This is a genomic window from Streptomyces sp. NPDC042100 (genome assembly GCF_055582325.1).
The window spans coordinates 237,683-256,626 of the sequence record NZ_JBVJDK010000002.1 but is presented as its reverse complement, the minus strand read 5'-3'; the positions used below and the strand labels follow the sequence as shown (position 1 = coordinate 256,626).

The window sequence follows — 18,944 nt, the reverse complement described above, 5'->3', positions numbered from 1 at the left end:
GGCCCGGAACGTCGATGCGGCCCGGAGAGGCCCTGCGGTACCCTGGCGCCATGCGTGCCGTACGCCTTCTGCTTAGCGAGCCGCGCTGATCAGTCCCGACGGATGAAGATCCGGTCGGCATCGGCGCGGCGCCCCCTCCTGTGCGAGGGGTTTTTTCGTTTCGTGGCAGTTGCCGGCAGTGGGCAGAGACGATCGATGGAGCTTCAAGGATCATGACCGAGATCAATACGGCTGCCGAGACGGCGGCCCCGCATCGCTATACGGCGGCCATGGCCGCCGACATCGAGGCACGCTGGCAGGACGCCTGGGACGCCGAGGGGACCTACGAGGCCCCGAACCCCACCGGTGACCTGGCCGGGGACGCCGCCGTCGTGGCGCGCCCCAAGAAGTTCATCATGGACATGTTCCCCTACCCCTCGGGCGCGGGCCTGCACGTCGGCCACCCCCTGGGCTACATCGCCACCGACGTCTTCGCCCGCCACGCGCGCATGACCGGGCACAACGTCCTGCACACCCTGGGCTTCGACGCCTTCGGCCTGCCGGCCGAGCAGTACGCCGTGCAGACCGGCACGCACCCGCGCGTGTCGACCGAGGCCAACATGGAGAACATGAAGGTCCAGCTGCGCCGGCTGGGCCTGGGCCACGACAAGCGCCGCTCGTTCGCCACGATCGACCCCGAGTACTACCGCTGGACCCAGTGGATCTTCCTGCAGATCTTCAACTCCTGGTACGACGCGGACGCCGGGAAGGCGCGCCCGATCGCCGAGCTGGTCGAGCAGTTCGAGAACGGCACCCGCGAGGTCCCCGGCGGCCGTGACTGGAACGCCCTGGGCGCCGTCGAGCGCGCCGACGTCCTGGGCGAGTACCGCCTGGCGTACGCCTCCGACGCCCCGGTCAACTGGTGCCCCGGCCTGGGCACCGTCCTGGCCAACGAGGAGGTCACCGCCGACGGGCGCTCCGAGCGCGGCAACTTCCCCGTCTTCAAGGCCAAGCTGCGCCAGTGGAACATGCGCATCACCGCCTACGCGGACCGCCTGCTGGACGACCTGGACGCGCTGGACTGGCCCGAGGCCATCAAGCTGCAGCAGCGGAACTGGATCGGCCGCTCCGAGGGCGCGCGGGTCGACTTCCAGGTCGGCGACGCCGGTGCCATCACCGTCTTCACCACCCGCCAGGACACCCTGTTCGGCGCCACCTACATGGTGCTGGCGCCCGAGCACGAGCTGGTCGAGAAGATCGTCCCGGCCGCCTGGCCCGAGGGCACCCACGAGGTCTGGACCGGCGGCCACGCCACCCCGGCCGCCGCCGTCGACGCGTACCGCAAGCAGGCCGCCGCCAAGTCCGACGTCGAGCGGCAGGCCGACGCCAAGGAGAAGACCGGCGTCTTCACCGGCGCGTACGCGACCAACCCGGTCAGCGGCGAGCGGGTCCCCGTCTTCATCGCCGACTACGTCCTGATGGGCTACGGCACCGGCGCGATCATGGCCGTCCCGGCGCACGACAGCCGTGACTTCGCCTTCGCGCGCGCCTTCGAGCTGCCGATGCGCTGCGTCGTGGAGCCCTCGGACGACCGCGGCACCGACCCGTCCACCTGGGACGAGGCGTTCTCCTCCTACGAGGCGAAGCTGGTCAACTCCTCCAACGAGGACGTCTCCCTGGACGGCCTGGGCGTCGTCGACGCCCAGGAGCGGATCACCGCCTGGCTGGCCGACCGCGGCATCGGCGAGGGCACCGTCAACTTCCGGCTGCGCGACTGGCTGTTCAGCCGCCAGCGCTACTGGGGCGAGCCCTTCCCGATCGTCTACGACGAGGACGGCGTCGCCCACTCGCTGCCCGAGTCGATGCTGCCGCTGGAGCTGCCGGAGGTCGAGGACTACTCGCCGCGCACCTTCGACCCGGAGGACGCGGACACCCAGCCGGAGACCCCGCTGTCCCGCAACGAGGACTGGGTCAACGTCACCCTGGACCTGGGCGACGGCGCGGGCCCGAAGAAGTACCGCCGCGAGACCAACACCATGCCCAACTGGGCCGGTTCCTGCTGGTACGAGCTGCGCTACCTGGACCCGCACAACGACCGGCAGCTGGTCGACCCGGAGATCGAGCAGTACTGGATGGGGCCCCGCGAGGGGATGCCCACCGGCGGCGTCGACCTGTACGTCGGCGGCGCCGAGCACGCCGTGCTGCACCTGCTGTACGCCCGCTTCTGGTCCAAGATGCTGTTCGACCTGGGGCACATCTCCTCGGCCGAGCCGTTCCACAAGCTGTACAACCAGGGCATGATCCAGGCCTTCGTGTACCGGGACGCCCGAGGCATCGCGGTCCCGGCCGCCGAGGTCGAGGAGCGCGACGGCGCGTTCTGGTACGAGGGCGAGAAGGTCAGCCGCGTCCTGGGCAAGATGGGCAAGTCGCTGAAGAACGCCGTCACCCCCGACGAGATCTGTGTCGAGTACGGTGCCGACACCCTGCGCCTGTACGAGATGGCCATGGGCCCCCTGGACGTCTCCCGGCCGTGGGACACCCGCGCCGTGGTCGGCCAGTACCGCCTGCTGCAGCGCCTGTGGCGCAACGTCGTCGACGAGGCGACCGGCGAGGCCACCGTCGTCGACGAGCCGGCCGACGAGGACACCCTGCGCGCCCTGCACAAGGCCATCGACGGGGTCTCCCAGGACATGGCCGCGATGCGCTTCAACACCGCCATCGCGAAGATCACCGAGCTGAACAACCACCTGACCAAGTCCGGCGGCGCGCTGTCCCGCCCGGTCGCCGAGCGGCTGGTGCTGCTGGTGGCCCCGCTGGCCCCGCACATCGCCGAGGAGCTGTGGCACCGCCTGGGCCACGGCGAGTCGGTCGTCCACCAGGACTTCCCGGTCGCCGACCCGGCGTACGTCGTGGACGAGACCGTGACCTGCGTCGTGCAGATCAAGGGCAAGGTCAAGGCCCGCCTGGAGGTCTCGCCGTCGATCACCGACGCGGAGCTGGAGGCGCTGGCGCTGGCCGACGCCGGCGTCGTCGCGGCGCTGGGCGGCGCGGAGATCCGCAAGGTCATCGTGCGGGCGCCGAAGCTGGTCAACATCGTCGCCTGACGACGAGGGCGCCGACACCGGCGCATGCTGTCAGACACCCCCTAGGGGGTCGGTGGGGGCAGGTTGGGGGTTCCGCTGGAACCCCCGGCCTGCCCTCTGCGTTTACCGTGGAAGAACCACAGGTGGAAGCTCGCCGGTGGAGGAAACGCAACCGCAGCCGGAGGGGCGAGGCACATGGAAGCCGCGATCGTGATCATGGCGCTGCTCTTCGTCGCCTTCGTGGCGCTCGGGGTCTACGCCACGGTGAAGGTGGCCAAGGCGGCCAAACGGGGTGTGGACCGCACGATCGACCAGGCCAGACGCACGGTCGAGGACACCACCCTGCGCGCCAAGAGCTTCGGCCAGACCGGTGTCGCGGGCGAGCTGGCGCAGCTCCGCCTCGCCCTGCGGACCTCCATGCGCGCCACCCAGGACGCGCTCCAGGCGGGCGTCGCCGAGGACGCCTCCCTGAAGGAGTCCCTCGACCTGTTCGCGCGGCTGAGCTCCCACGGGCGGGAGCTGGACGAGGACCTCAAGCGGCTCGAACGGGAGCCGGACAAGGCGCGGGTGCGCGAGCAGCTCGGCGATCTCCGGCGGCGCACCGAGCAGGTCACCCACTCCGCCGACGCCCTGCGCTGGGCGGCCAGAGACCGGGCGCAGCGGTTCGCCCAGGACGACCTGTCCTCGCTCAGCGCGCAGATCGACATGGAGGCGGGGGCCCTGCGGCACTGGACCGGACCCGGCGCCGAGGGCGCGCCCGCGTCCGCCCAGCCGGGCCGCGCCGACGCGTTCTCGTGGTCCGACACGGGTGCCCCGGCGCCCGAGCAGCCGCAGGCCATCACCGGCCCCGATCCGCTGCGGACGCCCTATCCGTGGGAGAAGACGGCGCGTCCGGAGACCACGACCTGAGACCGGCGGGGGCCGGGCTGCCGTGCCGGGGCCCCTGCGGGTAACCTCCCGCTCATGTCCCGGCATGTCGCGATCGTCACCGATTCCACGGCCTACCTGCCACCCCAGACGATGGAGCGGCACGCCATCACCTCCGTCCCGCTCACCGTCGTCATCGGCGACCGCGCGCTGGAGGAGGGCACCGAGATCTCGGCCCGCTCCCTCGCCGAGGCGCTGCAGAAGCGCCGCTCGGTGACCACCTCGCGGCCCGGCCCCGAGGTCTTCGCCGCGGCGTACCGGGCCGCCGCCGACGCGGGTGCCCGGGGCATCGTCTCGCTGCACCTGTCCGCCGAGTTCTCCGGGACGTACGACGCCGCCGTGGTGGCCGCGAAGGACGCCCCCGTGCCGGTGCGGGTCGTGGACACCCGGATGGTGGGGATGGCGCTCGGCTTCTGCGCCTTGGCCGCCGCCGAGACGGCCGACGCGGACGGCACGCTGGACGAGGCCGTCGCTGCGGCCGAGAAGCGGGCCGAGGGCACCTCCGCGTTCTTCTACGTCGACACCCTCGACTATCTGCGCCGGGGCGGGCGCATCGGCGCCGCGCAGGCGCTCCTCGGGTCCGCGCTGGCCGTGAAGCCGCTGCTGGAGCTGGACGGCGGGCGGATCGAGCTGCGGGAGAAGGTGCGCACGGCCTCGAAGGCGATCGCTCGTCTGGAGGAGATCGCGGTCGAGCGGGCCGGGGCCGGCCCCGTCGACATCGCCGTCCACCACCTCGCCGCCCCCGACCGGGCCGCCGCGCTGGCCGAGCGGCTCAGGAGCCGGCTGCCGGCCGTCGAGGAGCTCCAGGTGACCGAGGTGGGCGCGGTGATCGGCGCGCACACCGGGCCGGGCCTGCTCGCGGTGGTCGTCTCGCCGCGCTGACGGTCCCGGCCACACCCGTCCGGGTGACGGAGTTTTCCACAACTGGTCGGTAGTCCACCGGAATTGAGGGGCGTCGGCACGCGGGGCGAGACCCTCCTACCGTCTCGTCCATGACTCTTCGCACACACATCGCAACGACCCGTCGACGGACCCGGGGTGCCGTGGTCACGAGCGGTCCCGGCCGGGCGCCGGGCTCGGACGGGCGGGCCCGGCACCGCGGCGGGGCCCGCGCCCGGCACGCGGGCGCGGTTGGGCCGGGGCCTGGGGCCGGGGCCGGGGCTGGGGTGCCCTTGGGCGTACGGGGCCGGGGCGAGGCGCTGTTCCCGGCGACGGTGCCGCCCCGGCCGCCCCGATCGCCCGCGCCCCCTCCGTCGCCGCCCCCGGAGACTCCGCCGCCCCGGCGGTCGACGCGACGGGCACGGCTGTGGTTCGCGCTGCGGGACCGGCTGCCGTTGTGGGCGCAGACCCGGTGCGGGCTCGAACAGCGCTCGCTGGCCGCACTCGCCGTGGTCCTCGTGGTGGCCGCGGGGATCGCGGGCGCGTTCTTCTGGACCGGGCGGCCCGAGCGGGTCAGGGCCCCCGAAGTCGTCGGCGCGGTCCGGCCGCTGCCGGGGGCCGGGGCGGCGTCGGCGGGGGAGCAGGGCGGAGACGCGGCCGGGGGGTCGGGCCTGCCCTCGGCGGCGCCCTCTGTCTCGGCGGCGCCCGTGGTCGTCGTGGACGTCGGCGGGAAGGTGCGCAGTCCGGGGGTGCTCACGCTGCCCGCGGGCTCCCGGGTCGCCGACGCGCTACGGGCGGCGGGCGGGGTGCGACCCGGAGCGGACGTCACGGGTCTCAACCGGGCCCGGGTCCTGCTGGACGGCGAACAGGTCCTCGTGGGGCTTCCGGCGGTGCCCGGCGGCATCGCGGGGGTGGCGGGAGCGCCGGGGCCCGCTCAGCCGCTGAGCCTCAACGCGGCGACCGTGGAGCAGCTCGACGGCCTGCCGGGAGTGGGCCCGGTGCTGGCCCGGCACATCGTGGAGCACCGCGTCGAGCACGGCGGCTTCCGGTCGGTCGCCGAGCTGCGCGAGGTCGACGGGATCGGCGAGCGCCGGTTCGCCGACCTGGAACCGCTGGTGCGGCCGTGAGCCCGGGCGAGCGCGCGCGGTGGGACGAGGGGCCGGCCGATCTGCGGCTCGTGCCGCCGGCCCTGGCCGCGTGGGGCGGGGCCGCCGTGGCCGTGGGAGTCACCGGCTGGTGGAGCGTCGCGGGCGTGCTGCTCTGCCTGGCCGGGGCCGTGCCGCTGCTCCGGCCCGCCGCGCGGCCGGGACTTCGGGCCACCGCCTGCGCCGGGGCGCTGCTCTGCGCCGCCGCCGGTGCCGCGTCCGGCGGGCTGCACGCGGCCGACCTGCGGCGCGGGCCGGTCCCCGGGCTCGCCCGGGACGGCGGGCGGGTGACGGCGGAGGTGGTCCTCGGCGCGGACCCGAGGCTGACCCGGCCGCGGCCGGCCGGGAGCCGGGCGATGCCGGTCTCCGTGGTCCTGGAGGGCGAGGCGGTCCGGGTCGAGGACCGGGACGGCGCGGTGCACCGGACCCGGGCGCCGGTGCTGGTCCTGGTGCCCGCCGGCGAGGGCCGCCGGGAGTGGCTGCGGCTGCTGCCGTCGACCCGGCTGCGGGTGGCGGGCCGGCTCGCGCTCCCCTCGCGGGAGGACGATCCGTTCGCCGCCGTGCTCCGGGCGGACGGCGGCGGGCCGCCCCGGATCACCGGGCCGCCGAGCGCGCTCCAGAGCACGGCCGGAGAGCTGCGGGCCGGGCTGCGGCGGGCGACGGAAGGGCTGCCCCCGGACGCGCGGGCCCTGCTGCCGGGGCTGGTGGTCGGCGACACCTCGCGGATCGGCCCCGATCTGGAGGCCGCCTTCGAGGCGACCGACCTCACGCACCTGCTGGCCGTCTCCGGATCGAACCTCACCTTGGTGCTGCTCCTGCTGATCGGCAGGCCCGGTGCCGCGCAGCGGGCCGAGCGCGGGGGGCTCGCGCCGAGGCTCGGGATCTCGCTGCGGACCACCGCCGTGGCCGGGGGCGTGCTGACGCTGGCGTTCGTCGTGGTGTGCCGGCCGGACCCGAGCGTGCTGCGGGCGGCGGCGTGCGGGCTCGTCACGCTGCTGGCCGTCGCGACGGGCCGCCGCCGGTCGCTGATCCCGGCGCTCGCGGCGGCGGTGCTGGTCCTGGTGCTGCACGACCCGTGGCTGGCGCGGAGTTACGGCTTCCTGCTGTCGGTGCTGGCCACCGGGGCGCTGCTCACGGTGGCCCCGCGGTGGAGCGAGGCCCTGCGGCGGCGCCGGGTGCCGGGGCGGATCGCGGAGGCGCTGGCGGCCACGCTGGCGGCGCAGGCGGTGTGCGCGCCCGTGGTGGCGGTGTTCGCGGCCCGGGTGAGCCTGGTCGCGGTCCCCGCCAACCTCCTCGTCGAGCTTGCGGTGGCCCCGGCCACGGTCCTCGGCTTCGCGGTCCTCGGGCTGGAGCAGGTGTGGCCGTGGGCGGCCGGAGTGGTGGCGGCGGTCGCCGGGTGGCCCGCCGGATGGATCGCGGGGGTGGCCAGGGCGGGGGCGGCGCTGCCCGGGGCGGAGACCGACTGGCCGGACGGCTGGTGGGGCGGGCTGCTGCTGGCGCTGCTCTCCGCGCTCGTGGTGACGGGCGCCCGGCGCCTGCCGTACCGGCGCTGGGTCGGGGCGTGCTGTGTGCTGCTGCTGTGCGTGGCGGTGGTGCGCCCGCCGCCGTTGGCGCGGTGGGCGACCGGTTGGCCACCGCCGGGGTGGGTGTTCGCGATGTGCCAGGTCGGCCAGGGCGACGCGACGGTGCTGGCGGCCGGTGGGGACACCGCCGTGGTGGTGGACGCCGGGCCCGAACCGGCGCCGGTGGACCGGTGCCTGCGGGAGCTCGGGGTACGCAGGATCCCGCTGCTGGTCCTCACTCACTTCCACGCCGACCATGTGGCCGGGCTGCCGGGGGTGCTGCGGGGGCGGGAGGTGGGGGCGATCCAGACGACCGGGCTCGCGCGGCCGGCCGAGCAGACGGAGTTCGTGCGCCGGACGGCAGCGGCGGCGGGCGTCCCGCTGGTGCGGGCCCGGGCGGGGGAGCGACGGGTGCTGGGGCCTTTGGAGTGGCGGGTGTTGTGGGCTGGGGAGGGGGAGGCGGCGGGAGCGTCGGCGGGGCGTGGCGGGGGCGCCCGTGGCGGGTTCGGGGAGGACGGGGAAGGCAGGGAGGACAGGGAGGACGGGGAGGACGGGGCCAATGACGCGAGTGTGACGTTGTTCGTGCGTGCGGCGGGCGGGGTGCGGCTGTTGCTGCTCGGGGATCTCGAACCCCCGGCCCAGCGGGGCCTGTTGCGGGCGTACCCGGGGTTGCCGCCCGTCGACGTGCTGAAGGTCGCGCACCACGGCTCCGCCCACCAGGACCCGGGGCTGATACGGGCGGTGCGGCCCCGGCTGGCGTTGGTGTCGGCGGGCCGGGACAACCCGTACGGGCATCCCTCGCCGCTCACCGTCGGGGCGCTGCGGGCCGGTGGGGCGCGGGTGCTGAGCACGGACCGGGACGGGGCCGTCGCGGTGACGGGGGCGGGGGAGACGCTGACGGCCCACGCGCTGGGCGCCTTCTAGAGGAGCCCTCCGGAGGAGCCCTTCCGGAGAGGCCCTTCTTAAGGGCCCTTCCGGAGAGGTCCTTCTTGAGAAGCGCTTCTAAAGAAATCCTTGTAAAGGAGTCTTTCTAAAGATACCTTTTCATCATGACGGAACAGGAACGGGAGCAGGAGCAGCCGCACGAGCAGCGGCACAGTGTCGAGCTGACCGACCCGCGCGCCCTTCGGGCCTACGCCCATCCCACCCGGATGACCCTCGTGGGTCTGCTGCGCAAGAGCGGCCCGTACACCGCCACCCAGGCGGCCGGGCTGGTCGGTGAGTCCGTGGCCAGCTGCTCGTACCACCTGCGGATACTCGCCAAGTACGGGCTGGTCGAGCAGGCGCCCGGCGGCAAGGGGCGGGAGAAGCCCTGGCGGGCGACGGCCCGGTTCACCGAGTGGCCGGAGCGCAGCGAGGACGCCGCCGTCGCCCAGGCGGCGGACGCCCTCAGCGCCGCCGTCGCGGAGCACTACTTCCAGCGGGTCGTCAGGGCCATCGAGAACCGGCACACCCTGCCCGCCGAGTGGCGGGCGGCCGAGGAGTTCGGCGACACGCTGCTCCATCTGACCCCCGAGGAGCTGACCGGCCTCGGGCAGCGGATCGACGAGCTCATGCGCCCCTACGAGGAGCGCGAGAACGACCCCGCGCGGCGGCCCGAGGGGGCCCGCCCTGTGGGGATCCTGCGTATCGCCTTCGTGGACAGAGAGGAGTGACAGAGGTGGCGATCGCCGAACGCGTACCCGCGCTGATGCGGGAACGGTCCTTCCGGAGGTACTGGACGGGGCAGACCATCTCCTTCGTGGGGGACCAGATCTCACTCATGGCCCTCCCGCTCGCCGCCGTCCTGGTGCTCGGCGCCGACGCCGCGCAGATGGGCTGGCTCAAGACGGCCGAGCTGCTGCCCGCGCTGCTGCTCAACCTGCCGCTCGGCGCGTGGGCCGACCGGCAGGCGCGGCGGCGGCGCGCCATGATCGCGGCGGACCTCGGCCGGGCGGCGCTGCTGATCACGCTCCCTGTCGCCTATCTGCTCGATCTCCTGACTCTCGGGCAGCTCTACGCGGTGGCCTTCGGGGTGGGGGCGCTCACGGTGCTGTTCGAGGCGTGCAACACCACGCTGTTCGTGGCGATGGTCCCCGCCGACCGCTATGTGCAGGCCAACTCGCTCGTCAACGGCAGCCGTTCGATGGCGTGGCTCGCGGGACCGGGCATTGGCGGCGTGCTGGTGCAGGTCCTCACCGCGCCGTTCGCGCTGGCGGCGGACGCGCTCACCTACGTCGTCTCGGCCGGCTACCTGGCCCGGATCCGGCCCGTCGAGCCGCCGCCCGCGCCCGTCGAGAAGGGGCACTTCGTCCAGGGGCTGCGCTGGGTGGTGCGGAACGCGTCGATGCGCGCGCTGTTCGCCGCCTCCGGGACGGTCCAGTTCTTCAACTACATGTTCCACACCCTCTTCGTGCTCTACGCGACGGCCGAACTCGGGCTGAGCGCGGGCGTGCTGGGCGCCGTGCTCGCGGCGGGGGCCGTGGGCGGTCTGCTCGGGGCGGCGTGCAGCGGTGCCGTCGTCCGGGCGATCGGGATCGGCCCCTCGCTGGTGGCCGGTTTCGTGGGCTTCACCCTGCCGCTGGTGCTGATCCCGCTCGCCGACGGGCCGCTGCCGATGGTCCTCGGGCTGCTGTTCGTCGCCGAGTTCCTGTCCTGCACCGGCGTGATGCTGGTGGACATCGCGGCCGGCTCCTTCCAGATGGCGCTGATACCCGACCCGATCCGGGCCCGGGTGATGGGCGCCTTCCGCACCCTCAACCACGGCTTCCGCCCGCTGGGCGCGCTCGCCGGTGGCGTGCTCGGCACGGTCGTCGGGCTGCGGCCGACCCTCTGGATCGCCACCGTCGGGGCGGTGCTCGCCGTGCTGTGGGTGCTGCCCTCGCCGCTGGCGCGGCTGCGGGAGCTGCCGGAGCGGGACGAGGAGCCGGTCCGGGTCCGGAGCTGAGCGGAACAGGCGGAATATTCGGACTCTGGGTAACACTTGCGTCGTTTGCCTCGAACCTCACATCAGTGATCGAATGTATTTTCGTTGATGAAGTGAACGAGTGAGCGATACACCGGTGTACGCCGGTGGCAGGTCCGGGGGTACGTGACATGTTCGGTGGTCTGTTCGGCAAGCGCGGTTCGGCGGCGGCCCGGGGAGGCCCGCTCGCGGGACTCGCCTTCCCGCCCTCGGCGGGCGTCCTCACCTGCCGGGTCCTCGACCCCGTCGACGAGCCGGTCCGCCAGGCCGAGTTCACGGTCAGCGACACGGCGGGCCGCAAGGTGCTCGCCGGGGAGACCGACCCGTACGGCAGCGTGCTGGCGACGGTGCCGGCGGGAGAGTACCGGCTCGCGGTGACCGCCGAGGGCTACACCCCGTACCACGGCACGGCGGTCGTCCCCGAGCACGGCGTCGCGGCCCTCGGCGACCTGGCGCTCCAGATCGCGCCCCAGGCCCAGCTCCCCGAGCCCGGGGACTGGGACATCGACCCCACGCACTCCCAGATCGGCTTCACCGCGCGGCACATCGGACTGGCCCGGATCCACGGCCGGTTCAACAGCTTCGCCGGTGTCGTGCGGATCGCCGAACGCATGGAGCAGTCCGCCATGCACGTGGTGATCGACGCCGCCTCCATCGACACGGGGGTGCGGATGCGCGACGACCACCTGCGCTCCGGCGACTTCCTCGACATCGGCGCGTACCCGACGATCGAGTTCTACAGCGAGCGCTTCACCCACCGGGGCGGCAGCCGCTGGGGTGTCACCGGCGCGCTCACCCTGCACGGCGTCAGCCGCACGGTGACCCTGGACACCCAGTACCTGGGCATCGGCAGCGGGCTCGAAGGCGAGACCCGGTCCGCCTGCCGGGCGAGCACCGAGCTGCACCGCGAGGACTTCACGCTGACCTGGCAGACGCTGCTCGCGCGGGGCATCGCGGCGGTCGGCTCCAGCATCACCATCGACCTGGACGTGCAGATCGTCCCCAGGAAGCCGTAGTCCGCCGTCCGCTACGGCGCCTCCAGCCAGCCGTCGTGCTCGGCGGCCAGCGCGTCGAGGGCCGCTGGGTCGAGCAGCCCCCGCGGGTCCTCCACGACCACCAGCCACTGGGCGTCCTCGGCGTCGTCCTCGCCGGCCAGGGCGTCCCGGACCAGCTGCGGCTCCTCGGAGAGGCCGAAACGGTCGGGCAGCTCCTCGGCGACCTCCTCGGCGGCGTCGCGGTCGGGGAGTACCAGTACGTGTCTCACATCGCTCACGTGCACATTCTCGACGATGGCCCGGCTGTCGGTGGCGCGTGGGATGCTGGAGCGCGATGGCCACCAGAAAGACTTCCACCGACGACCTCCTCGCCCCCGTCACGCTCGCCGTGGGCCAGGAGGACCTGCTCCTCGACCGCGCGGTCCGCGAGGTGGTGGCGGCGGCCCGCGCCGTCGACGCCGACACGGACGTGCGGGACCTCGCCCCCGAGCAGCTCCAGCCCGGCGCCCTCGCGGAGCTGACCAGCCCCTCGCTCTTCGCCGAGCGCAAGGTCCTGGTCATGCGGAACGCGCAGGACCTCCCGGCGGACACGATCAAGGAGATCAAGGCGTATCTCGACGCGCCTGCCGAGGACGTCACCCTCGTCGTGCTGCACGCCGGCGGCGCGAAGGGCAAGGGGCTGCTCGACGCCGCCCGCAAGGCCGGGGCGCGCGAGGTGGCCTGCCCGAAGACCACCAAGCCCGCCGAGCGGCTGACCTTCGTGCGGCAGGAGTTCCGGGCGCTCGGGCGTTCGGCCACGCCCGAGGCGTGCCAGGTGCTCGTCGACGCGATCGGCAGCGATCTGCGCGAGCTGGCCGCCGCGGTCGCACAGCTCACGGCGGACGTGGACGGCACCATCGACGAGGCCGTCGTCGGGCGCTACTACACGGGCCGCGCCGAGGCCTCCTCCTTCACGGTCGCGGACCGGGCCGTCGAGGGGCGGGCGGCGGAGGCCCTGGAGGCACTGCGCTGGTCGCTCTCGACCGGCGTCGCGCCCGTGCTGATCACCAGCGCCCTCGCGCAGGGCGTCCGGGCCATCGGCAAGCTGTCCTCCGCGCGCGGCGGGCGGCCCGCCGACCTCGCGCGCGAGCTGGGGATGCCGCCCTGGAAGATCGACCGGGTGCGCCAGCAGATGCGGGGCTGGACCCCCGACGGCGTCTCCCTCGCCCTGCGCGCGGTCGCGGAGGCCGACGCGGGCGTCAAGGGCGGCGGCGACGACCCGGAGTACGCGCTGGAGAAGGCGGTCGTCACGATCGCGAGGGCGGCGCGGATGCGGCGGGGCTGAGCCCCGGAGGCTCCCCTGCCCGCCGGAGGCTCCCCTGCCCAGGAGCCGCCCCCTGCCCGGAGCCGCTCGGAGGCCCGGAGCGCGCGTGCGCACGCCCGTGCCCCGGATACGGCGCGTCGGCACGCCCTCGCCCCGGATACGCCTCGGGCCCCGCGCCCTCCTGGGGAAGGAGGTCGCGGGGCCCGGAGGTTCACGCTCGGTGGCCCGTACACGCGTGGCGAACGCGTCTCGCGTACGAGGCCGGGGTGGCCGGCGGGAGCGGTTAGAGGGCCCGCTGGAGTCCCGTGCGGCCGGTCACATCAGAGCTCAGCCCTGGAGGGAGGCAACCTTGGTGGCCAGCGCCGACTTCTTGTTGGCGGCGGCGTTCTTGTGGATGACACCCTTCGAGACAGCCTTGTCGAGCTGACGCGAGGCGGCACGAGCGGCAACGGTGGCCTTCTCGAGGTCGCCGGCGGCGACAGCCTCGCGGGCCTTGCGGATCGCGGTCTTGAGCGACGACTTGACGGCCTTGTTGCGCAGGCGCGCCTTCTCGTTGGTCTTGTTCCGCTTGATCTGGGACTTGATGTTCGCCACGAAAAGAGCCTTTACAGGTTCGATGTTTCTTCAGGATGTGCCACGCAGCTGAGAGGGCATACGAGACACAGCTGTCCACGGTATCAGCCGTCCTCCACCCCGCCCAAACCGAGCGCCGGACCGCAGTCATGGGACCATGGAGCCTACGTATCCGTTCTGAACATCGCCCCGAGACGAGAACCCTGCGTGCCCGCGACTCCTACCAACGTGCCCGAGCCGAGCCGAACCGACCCGGCTCTGATCCGCAATTTCTGCATCATCGCGCACATCGACCACGGCAAGTCCACGCTCGCCGACCGGATGCTCCAGCTGACCGGTGTGGTCGACCAGCGGCAGATGCGCGCCCAGTACCTCGACCGGATGGACATCGAGCGCGAGCGCGGCATCACGATCAAGTCCCAGGCGGTCCGCCTTCCCTGGGCGCCCACCGACGGGCAGGGTGAGGGCAGGACGCACATCCTGAACATGATCGACACCCCCGGGCACGTCGACTTCACCTATGAGGTGTCGCGGTCGCTCGCCGCCTGCGAGGGCACGATCCTGCTGGTGGACGCGGCGCAGGGCATCGAGGCGCAGACCCTCGCCAACCTGTACCTGGCGATGGAGAACGACCTCACCATCGTCCCGGTCCTGAACAAGATCGACCTGCCGGCCGCCCAGCCGGAGAAGTTCTCCGAGGAGCTGGCCAACCTCATCGGCTGCCAGCCGGAGGACGTCCTCAAGGTCTCCGCGAAGACCGGCATGGGCGTCGAGGCGCTGCTCGACCGCGTCGTCCGCGACGTCCCGGCCCCGGTCGGCGTCGCCGACGCGCCCGCCCGCGCGATGATCTTCGACTCCGTGTACGACTCGTACCGTGGCGTCGTGACGTACGTCCGTGTCGTCGACGGGCAGCTCAACAAGCGCGAGCGCATCAAGATGATGTCGACCGGCGCCACTCACGAGCTGCTGGAGATCGGCGTCTCCTCGCCCGAGATGACGGCGTCGGACGGTCTGGGCGTCGGCGAGGTCGGCTACCTGATCACCGGTGTGAAGGACGTCCGCCAGTCCAAGGTCGGTGACACGATCACCTCCCTGAACAAGGGCGCCACCGAGGCCCTCGGCGGCTACAAGGACCCGAAGCCGATGGTGTTCTCGGGCCTCTACCCGCTGGACGGCTCGGAATACCCGGACCTGCGCGAGGCGCTGGACAAGCTGCAGCTCAACGACGCCGCGCTGGTCTACGAGCCGGAGACCTCCGCGGCCCTCGGCTTCGGCTTCCGCGTCGGCTTCCTCGGCCTGCTGCACCTCGACGTGATCCGCGAGCGCCTGGAGCGCGAGTTCGGTCTCGACCTGATCGCCACCGCCCCCAACGTGGTCTACCGCGTGGTCATGGAGGACGGCAGCGAGCACACGGTCACCAACCCGAGCGAGTTCCCCGAGGGCAAGATCAGCGACGTGTACGAGCCCGTCGTACGCGCCACGATCCTGGCCCCGAGCGAGTTCATCGGCGCGATCATGGAGCTGTGCCAGACCCGGCGCGGCACGCTGATCGGCATGGACTACCTCTCCGAGGACCGGGTGGAGATCCGCTACACCCTGCCCCTGGCCGAGATCGTCTTCGACTTCTTCGACCAGCTGAAGTCCAAGACCCGCGGCTACGCCTCGCTCGACTACGAGCCCACGGGCGAGCAGGCGTCCAGCCTGGTCAAGGTCGACATCCTGCTGCACGGCGACAAGGTCGACGCCTTCTCCGCCGTCACGCACAAGGACGCCGCCTACGCCTACGGCGTCCGCCTGGTCGCCAAGCTGCGCGAGCTCATCCCCCGGCAGGCCTTCGAGGTGCCGATCCAGGCCGCGATCGGCTCCCGGGTCATCGCCCGCGAGACCATCCGCGCCATCCGCAAGGACGTCCTCGCCAAGTGCTACGGCGGTGACATCTCCCGTAAGCGGAAGCTGCTGGAGAAGCAGAAGGAAGGCAAGAAGCGGATGAAGATGGTCGGCTCCGTGGAGGTCCCGCAGGAGGCCTTCATCGCCGTCCTGTCGAGCGACGACTCCGCCGGCGGCAAGGGCAAGAAGTAGGCCGCGCGGACGGCCAGGAAATAGCTGTCCTATGCAACGAACGGGTCCGGGCGCGGGGTGCGCTCGGACCCGTTCGTTATATGCAGACCCTTACGCGCCAGTCCCATGCGCTCTACGCTGAAGCCGCTCGAAGGTTACTCGCCAGTTAAATCCCCACGCCTGACCGAACGCCTGACCGCACCGCCGCCGCCCGGAGGACGTCGTGAGCGACACACAGACCCTGATCGAGAACCGGCCGCCGTCCGTGGCGACCCTTTTCCTTGAGCGCGTCGAGCGGACCCCGGACGCGGAGGCCTACCGCTACCCGGTCCCCGCCGCCTCCGGCCAGGGCCCCGACGAGTGGCGGTCGCTCAGCTGGGCGCAGGCCGCCGAGCGGGTCTACGGGATCGCCGCCGGCCTCATCGACCTCGGCGTCGAGCCCGAGGAGCGGGTCGCGCTCGCCTCCTCGACCCGGGTCGAGTGGATCCTCTCCGACCTCGGCGTGATGTGCGCGGGCGCCGCCGTCACCACGGTCTACCCGCAGACCAACGCCGAGGAGTCGGCGTTCATCCTCTCCGACTCCGACTCGCGCGTGCTCATCGCGGAGAACGCCGAGCAGCTCGCCAAGGCCGTCGAGCGGCGCGCCGAGCTGACCCACCTGCACCACGTGGTCGTCATCGACGCCGAGGGCGCCGACACCTCCGACGAGTGGGTGCTGACCCTCGCCGAGCTGGAGGAGCGCGGCAAGGCGTACCTGGAGAAGCACCCGGAGGCCGTGAAGGAGCGGGTCGGGGCGATCACCGCCGAGCAGCTCGCCACCCTCATCTACACCTCCGGCACCACCGGCCGCCCCAAGGGCGTCCGCCTCCCGCACGACAACTGGTCGTACATGGCCAAGGCCATCGCCGCCACCGGCCTGGTCACCCAGGACGACGTGCAGTACCTGTGGCTGCCGCTCGCCCACGTCTTCGGCAAGGTGCTCACCTCGGGCCAGATCGAGGTCGGCCACGTCACCGCCGTCGACGGCCGTATCGACAAGATCATCGTGAATCTGCCGGTCGTCCAGCCCACCTACATGGCGGCCGTCCCGCGCATCTTCGAGAAGGTCTACAACGGGGTCGCCGCCAAGGCGCGCGAGGGCGGCGGCGCCAAGTACAAGATCTTCCAGTGGGCCGCCGAGGTCGCCCGCGAGTACGCCAAGGTCACCCAGGACAACTTCCGCCGCACCGGCACCGCCTCCGCGCCCTTCGGCCTCGCCGCCAAGCACAAGGTCGCCGACGCGCTCGTCTACAAGAAGCTCCGCGACGCCTTCGGCGGGCGGCTGCGCGCCGCCGTCTCCGGCTCCGTCGCGCTGGCCCCCGAGATCGGCTACTTCTTCTCCGGCGCGGGCATCCACATCCTGGAGGGCTACGGCCTGACGGAGTCCTCGGCCGCCTCCTTCGTCAACCCGGGCGAGGCCTACCGCACCGGCACCGTCGGCAAGCCGCTGCCCGGCACCGAGGTCCGGATCGCCGACGACGGCGAGATCCTGCTGCGCGGCCCCGGCATCATGGAGGGCTACCACGGCCTGCCGGAGAAGACGGCCGAGGTCCTGGAGTCCGACGGCTGGTTCCACACCGGCGACATCGGCGAGCTGTCCGCCGACGGCTACCTGCGGATCACCGACCGCAAGAAGGACCTGTTCAAGACCTCCGGCGGCAAGTACATCGCGCCGACCGAGGTCGAGGGCCGGTTCAAGGCCGTCTGCCCCTTCGTCTCCAACATCGTGGTGCTCGGCGCCGACCGGAACTACTGCTCCGCCCTGATCGCGCTCGACGAGCCCGCCATCCTCGGCTGGGCGGCCGAGCACGAGCTGGGCGGGAAGCCGTACGCGGAGGTCGTGGCCGACCCGCGGACCGAGAAGCTCATCGAGGGGTACGTCGCCCGCCTCAACGAGGGGCTCCAGCGCTGGCAGACGATCAAGAAGTTCCGGCTGCTGCCGCGCGACCTCGACGTCGAGCACGGCGAGCTCACCCCCAGCCTCAAGATGAAGCGGCCGGTGGTGGAGCGGACCTACCAGCACCTGATCGAGGAGATGTACGAGGGCGCGCGCGAGGCCTGAGCGGGCCCGAGGCGGACCTGAAACCGTGGTAATCCTCCCCTGACCTGCTGGTTTCCAGGTTATCCACAGGGGAGGCGGTTGCGTCGGGCGGTACGGGACAATGGCTGCATGCCTTCCGTACTGCCCGATGGTGAGCCGATGCCCGAGGACGGGGCGCTGCCCGCCCACGCCCTGGAAGGGGCCGGCGAGCGTCCGCTCGGGTTCTATCTGCACGTGCCGTACTGCGCGACCCGCTGCGGCTACTGCGACTTCAACACGTACACCGCGAGCGAGCTGCGCGGCGCCGGCGGCGTGCTCGCCTCCCGGGAGAACTACGCGGGGCAGGTGGCCGAGGAGATCCGGCTGGCCCGCAAGGCCCTCGGCGACGACCCGCGCCCGGTCCGGACCGTCTTCGTCGGCGGCGGCACGCCCACGCTGCTCGACGCGGGCGACCTGGTCGCGATGCTCGGGGCGATCCGGGAGGAGTTCGGGCTGGCCGAGGACGCCGAGGTGACGACCGAGGCGAATCCGGAGTCCGTCGACCCCGCGTATCTGGCCGCGCTGCGCGAGGGCGGCTTCAACCGGATCTCCTTCGGGATGCAGAGCGCCCGGCAGCACGTGCTGAAGATCCTCGACCGCACCCACACCCCCGGGCGGCCCGAGGCGTGCGTCGCCGAGGCGCGGGCGGCGGGCTTCGAGCACGTCAACCTCGACCTCATCTACGGCACCCCCGGCGAGTCCGACGACGACTGGCGGGCCTCCCTCGACGCGGTGATCGGCGCGGGGCCCGACCACGTCAGCGCCTACGCGCTCATCGTGGAGGAGGGCACGCAGATGGCCCGGCGGATCCGCCGGGGCGAGATACCGACGACCGACGACGACGTGCACGCCGACCGCTACCTGATGGCGGAGGAGGCGCTGTCCGGGGCGGGCTTCGAGTGGTACGAGGTGTCCAACTGGGCCACCTCGGAGGCCGGCCGCTGCCTGCACAACGAGCTCTACTGGCGCGGTGCCGACTGGTGGGGCGCCGGGCCCGGCGCCCACAGCCACGTCGGCGGCGTCCGCTGGTGGAACGTGAAGCACCCCGGCGCCTACGCGGCGGCGCTGGGTGCGGGCCGGTCGCCCGGCGCCGGGCGCGAGGTGCTGTCGGAGGAGGACCGGCGGGTGGAGCGGATCCTGCTGGAGCTGCGGCTCCGGGAGGGCGCCGAGCTCGCCCTGCTGAAGCCGGCGGGTCTGGCGGCCTCCCGCAAGGCCCTGGCCGACGGCCTGCTCGCCCCCGAGCCGTACGCGGAGGGCCGGGCGGTTCTGACCCTGCGGGGCCGCCTGCTCGCCGACGCGGTGGTGCGCGACCTGGTGGACTAGGGGCTGTTGTCCGGCCCGAGGGCTGCCGGGTCCGGAGGCCTGCCGGTCCGGGGC

The 18,944-nt window shown here is 72.9% G+C and carries 14 protein-coding genes; 12 read left to right on the top strand and 2 right to left on the bottom strand.

The window, feature by feature from the left end:
• Nucleotides 1–212 precede the first annotated feature (212 nt).
• The 8 genes from leuS (at nt 213) to ACZ6J5_RS05350 (ending at nt 11,535) form a co-directional block, all read left to right on the top strand.
• Nucleotides 213–3,083, top strand: a complete 2,871-nt coding sequence (gene leuS, locus ACZ6J5_RS05385) for a leucine--tRNA ligase (protein ID WP_469387844.1) — start codon at nt 213–215, stop codon at nt 3,081–3,083.
• A 174-nt stretch (nt 3,084–3,257) separates the two neighbouring features.
• Complete coding sequence (locus ACZ6J5_RS05380; protein ID WP_469387842.1) at nt 3,258–3,971, top strand: hypothetical protein; 714 nt, start codon at nt 3,258–3,260, stop codon at nt 3,969–3,971.
• Between the two features lie 54 nt (nt 3,972–4,025).
• Nucleotides 4,026–4,871, top strand: coding sequence for a DegV family protein (locus tag ACZ6J5_RS05375; RefSeq protein WP_469387840.1), 846 nt, complete (start codon nt 4,026–4,028; stop codon nt 4,869–4,871).
• Between the two features lie 452 nt (nt 4,872–5,323).
• Nucleotides 5,324–5,995 carry a ComEA family DNA-binding protein gene (locus ACZ6J5_RS05370; RefSeq protein WP_469387838.1) on the top strand — a complete coding sequence of 224 codons (672 nt, stop codon included), beginning with the start codon at nt 5,324–5,326 and terminating at the stop codon, nt 5,993–5,995.
• Nucleotides 5,992–8,499, top strand: coding sequence for a ComEC/Rec2 family competence protein (locus ACZ6J5_RS05365; RefSeq protein WP_469387836.1), 2,508 nt, complete (start codon nt 5,992–5,994; stop codon nt 8,497–8,499). Before ACZ6J5_RS05370 ends, ACZ6J5_RS05365 begins: the two co-directional genes overlap by 4 nt.
• A 125-nt stretch (nt 8,500–8,624) precedes the next feature.
• Complete coding sequence (locus ACZ6J5_RS05360) at nt 8,625–9,230, top strand: winged helix-turn-helix domain-containing protein (protein ID WP_469387834.1); 606 nt, start codon at nt 8,625–8,627, stop codon at nt 9,228–9,230.
• 35 nt (nt 9,231–9,265) lie between these two features.
• Nucleotides 9,266–10,501 (top strand): MFS transporter, encoded by a 1,236-nt coding sequence (locus ACZ6J5_RS05355; RefSeq protein WP_469388654.1) that lies wholly within the window; start codon nt 9,266–9,268, stop codon nt 10,499–10,501.
• A 149-nt stretch (nt 10,502–10,650) separates the two neighbouring features.
• Nucleotides 10,651–11,535 carry a YceI family protein gene (locus ACZ6J5_RS05350; RefSeq protein WP_469387832.1) on the top strand — a complete coding sequence of 295 codons (885 nt, stop codon included), beginning with the start codon at nt 10,651–10,653 and terminating at the stop codon, nt 11,533–11,535.
• An 11-nt stretch (nt 11,536–11,546) separates the two neighbouring features.
• Here ACZ6J5_RS05350 and ACZ6J5_RS05345 read toward each other — a convergent pair whose 3' ends face one another.
• Nucleotides 11,547–11,792: a hypothetical protein gene (locus ACZ6J5_RS05345; protein WP_469387830.1), complete on the bottom strand. Its 246-nt coding sequence runs from the start codon at nt 11,790–11,792 to the stop codon at nt 11,547–11,549.
• A 56-nt stretch (nt 11,793–11,848) separates the two neighbouring features.
• Between ACZ6J5_RS05345 and holA the strand changes: the two genes are divergently transcribed.
• Nucleotides 11,849–12,838, top strand: coding sequence for a DNA polymerase III subunit delta (holA, locus tag ACZ6J5_RS05340; RefSeq protein ID WP_469387828.1), 990 nt, complete (start codon nt 11,849–11,851; stop codon nt 12,836–12,838).
• Between the two features lie 306 nt (nt 12,839–13,144).
• Here holA and rpsT read toward each other — a convergent pair whose 3' ends face one another.
• On the bottom strand, nt 13,145–13,411 hold the full coding sequence (rpsT, locus tag ACZ6J5_RS05335) for a 30S ribosomal protein S20 (RefSeq protein WP_030211082.1): 267 nt from the start codon (nt 13,409–13,411) through the stop codon (nt 13,145–13,147).
• 186 nt (nt 13,412–13,597) lie between these two features.
• Here rpsT and lepA point away from each other — a divergent pair, with 186 nt between their 5' ends.
• The 3 genes from lepA (at nt 13,598) to hemW (ending at nt 18,890) form a co-directional block, all read left to right on the top strand.
• Entirely contained in the window at nt 13,598–15,469 is a 1,872-nt protein-coding gene (gene lepA, locus ACZ6J5_RS05330) for a translation elongation factor 4 (protein WP_469387826.1), read from the top strand.
• Between the two features lie 202 nt (nt 15,470–15,671).
• Nucleotides 15,672–17,549 carry an AMP-dependent synthetase/ligase gene (locus tag ACZ6J5_RS05325; RefSeq protein WP_469387824.1) on the top strand — a complete coding sequence of 626 codons (1,878 nt, stop codon included), beginning with the start codon at nt 15,672–15,674 and terminating at the stop codon, nt 17,547–17,549.
• Between the two features lie 108 nt (nt 17,550–17,657).
• Nucleotides 17,658–18,890 carry a radical SAM family heme chaperone HemW gene (gene hemW / locus ACZ6J5_RS05320; RefSeq protein WP_469387822.1) on the top strand — a complete coding sequence of 411 codons (1,233 nt, stop codon included), beginning with the start codon at nt 17,658–17,660 and terminating at the stop codon, nt 18,888–18,890.
• Nucleotides 18,891–18,944: the final 54 nt, after the last annotated feature.

Excerpts from the sequence above, each read along its gene's own strand:
- leuS (WP_469387844.1), top strand. The coding sequence starts at position 213 with ATGACCGAGATCAATACGGCTGCCGAGACGGCGGCCCCGCATCGCTAT.
- ACZ6J5_RS05380 (WP_469387842.1), top strand. The coding sequence starts at position 3,258 with ATGGAAGCCGCGATCGTGATCATGGCGCTGCTCTTCGTCGCCTTCGTG.
- ACZ6J5_RS05375 (WP_469387840.1), top strand. The coding sequence starts at position 4,026 with ATGTCCCGGCATGTCGCGATCGTCACCGATTCCACGGCCTACCTGCCA.
- ACZ6J5_RS05360 (WP_469387834.1), top strand. The coding sequence starts at position 8,625 with ATGACGGAACAGGAACGGGAGCAGGAGCAGCCGCACGAGCAGCGGCAC.
- ACZ6J5_RS05355 (WP_469388654.1), top strand. The coding sequence starts at position 9,266 with ATGCGGGAACGGTCCTTCCGGAGGTACTGGACGGGGCAGACCATCTCC.
- ACZ6J5_RS05350 (WP_469387832.1), top strand. The coding sequence starts at position 10,651 with ATGTTCGGTGGTCTGTTCGGCAAGCGCGGTTCGGCGGCGGCCCGGGGA.
- holA (WP_469387828.1), top strand. The coding sequence starts at position 11,849 with ATGGCCACCAGAAAGACTTCCACCGACGACCTCCTCGCCCCCGTCACG.
- hemW (WP_469387822.1), top strand. The coding sequence starts at position 17,658 with ATGCCTTCCGTACTGCCCGATGGTGAGCCGATGCCCGAGGACGGGGCG.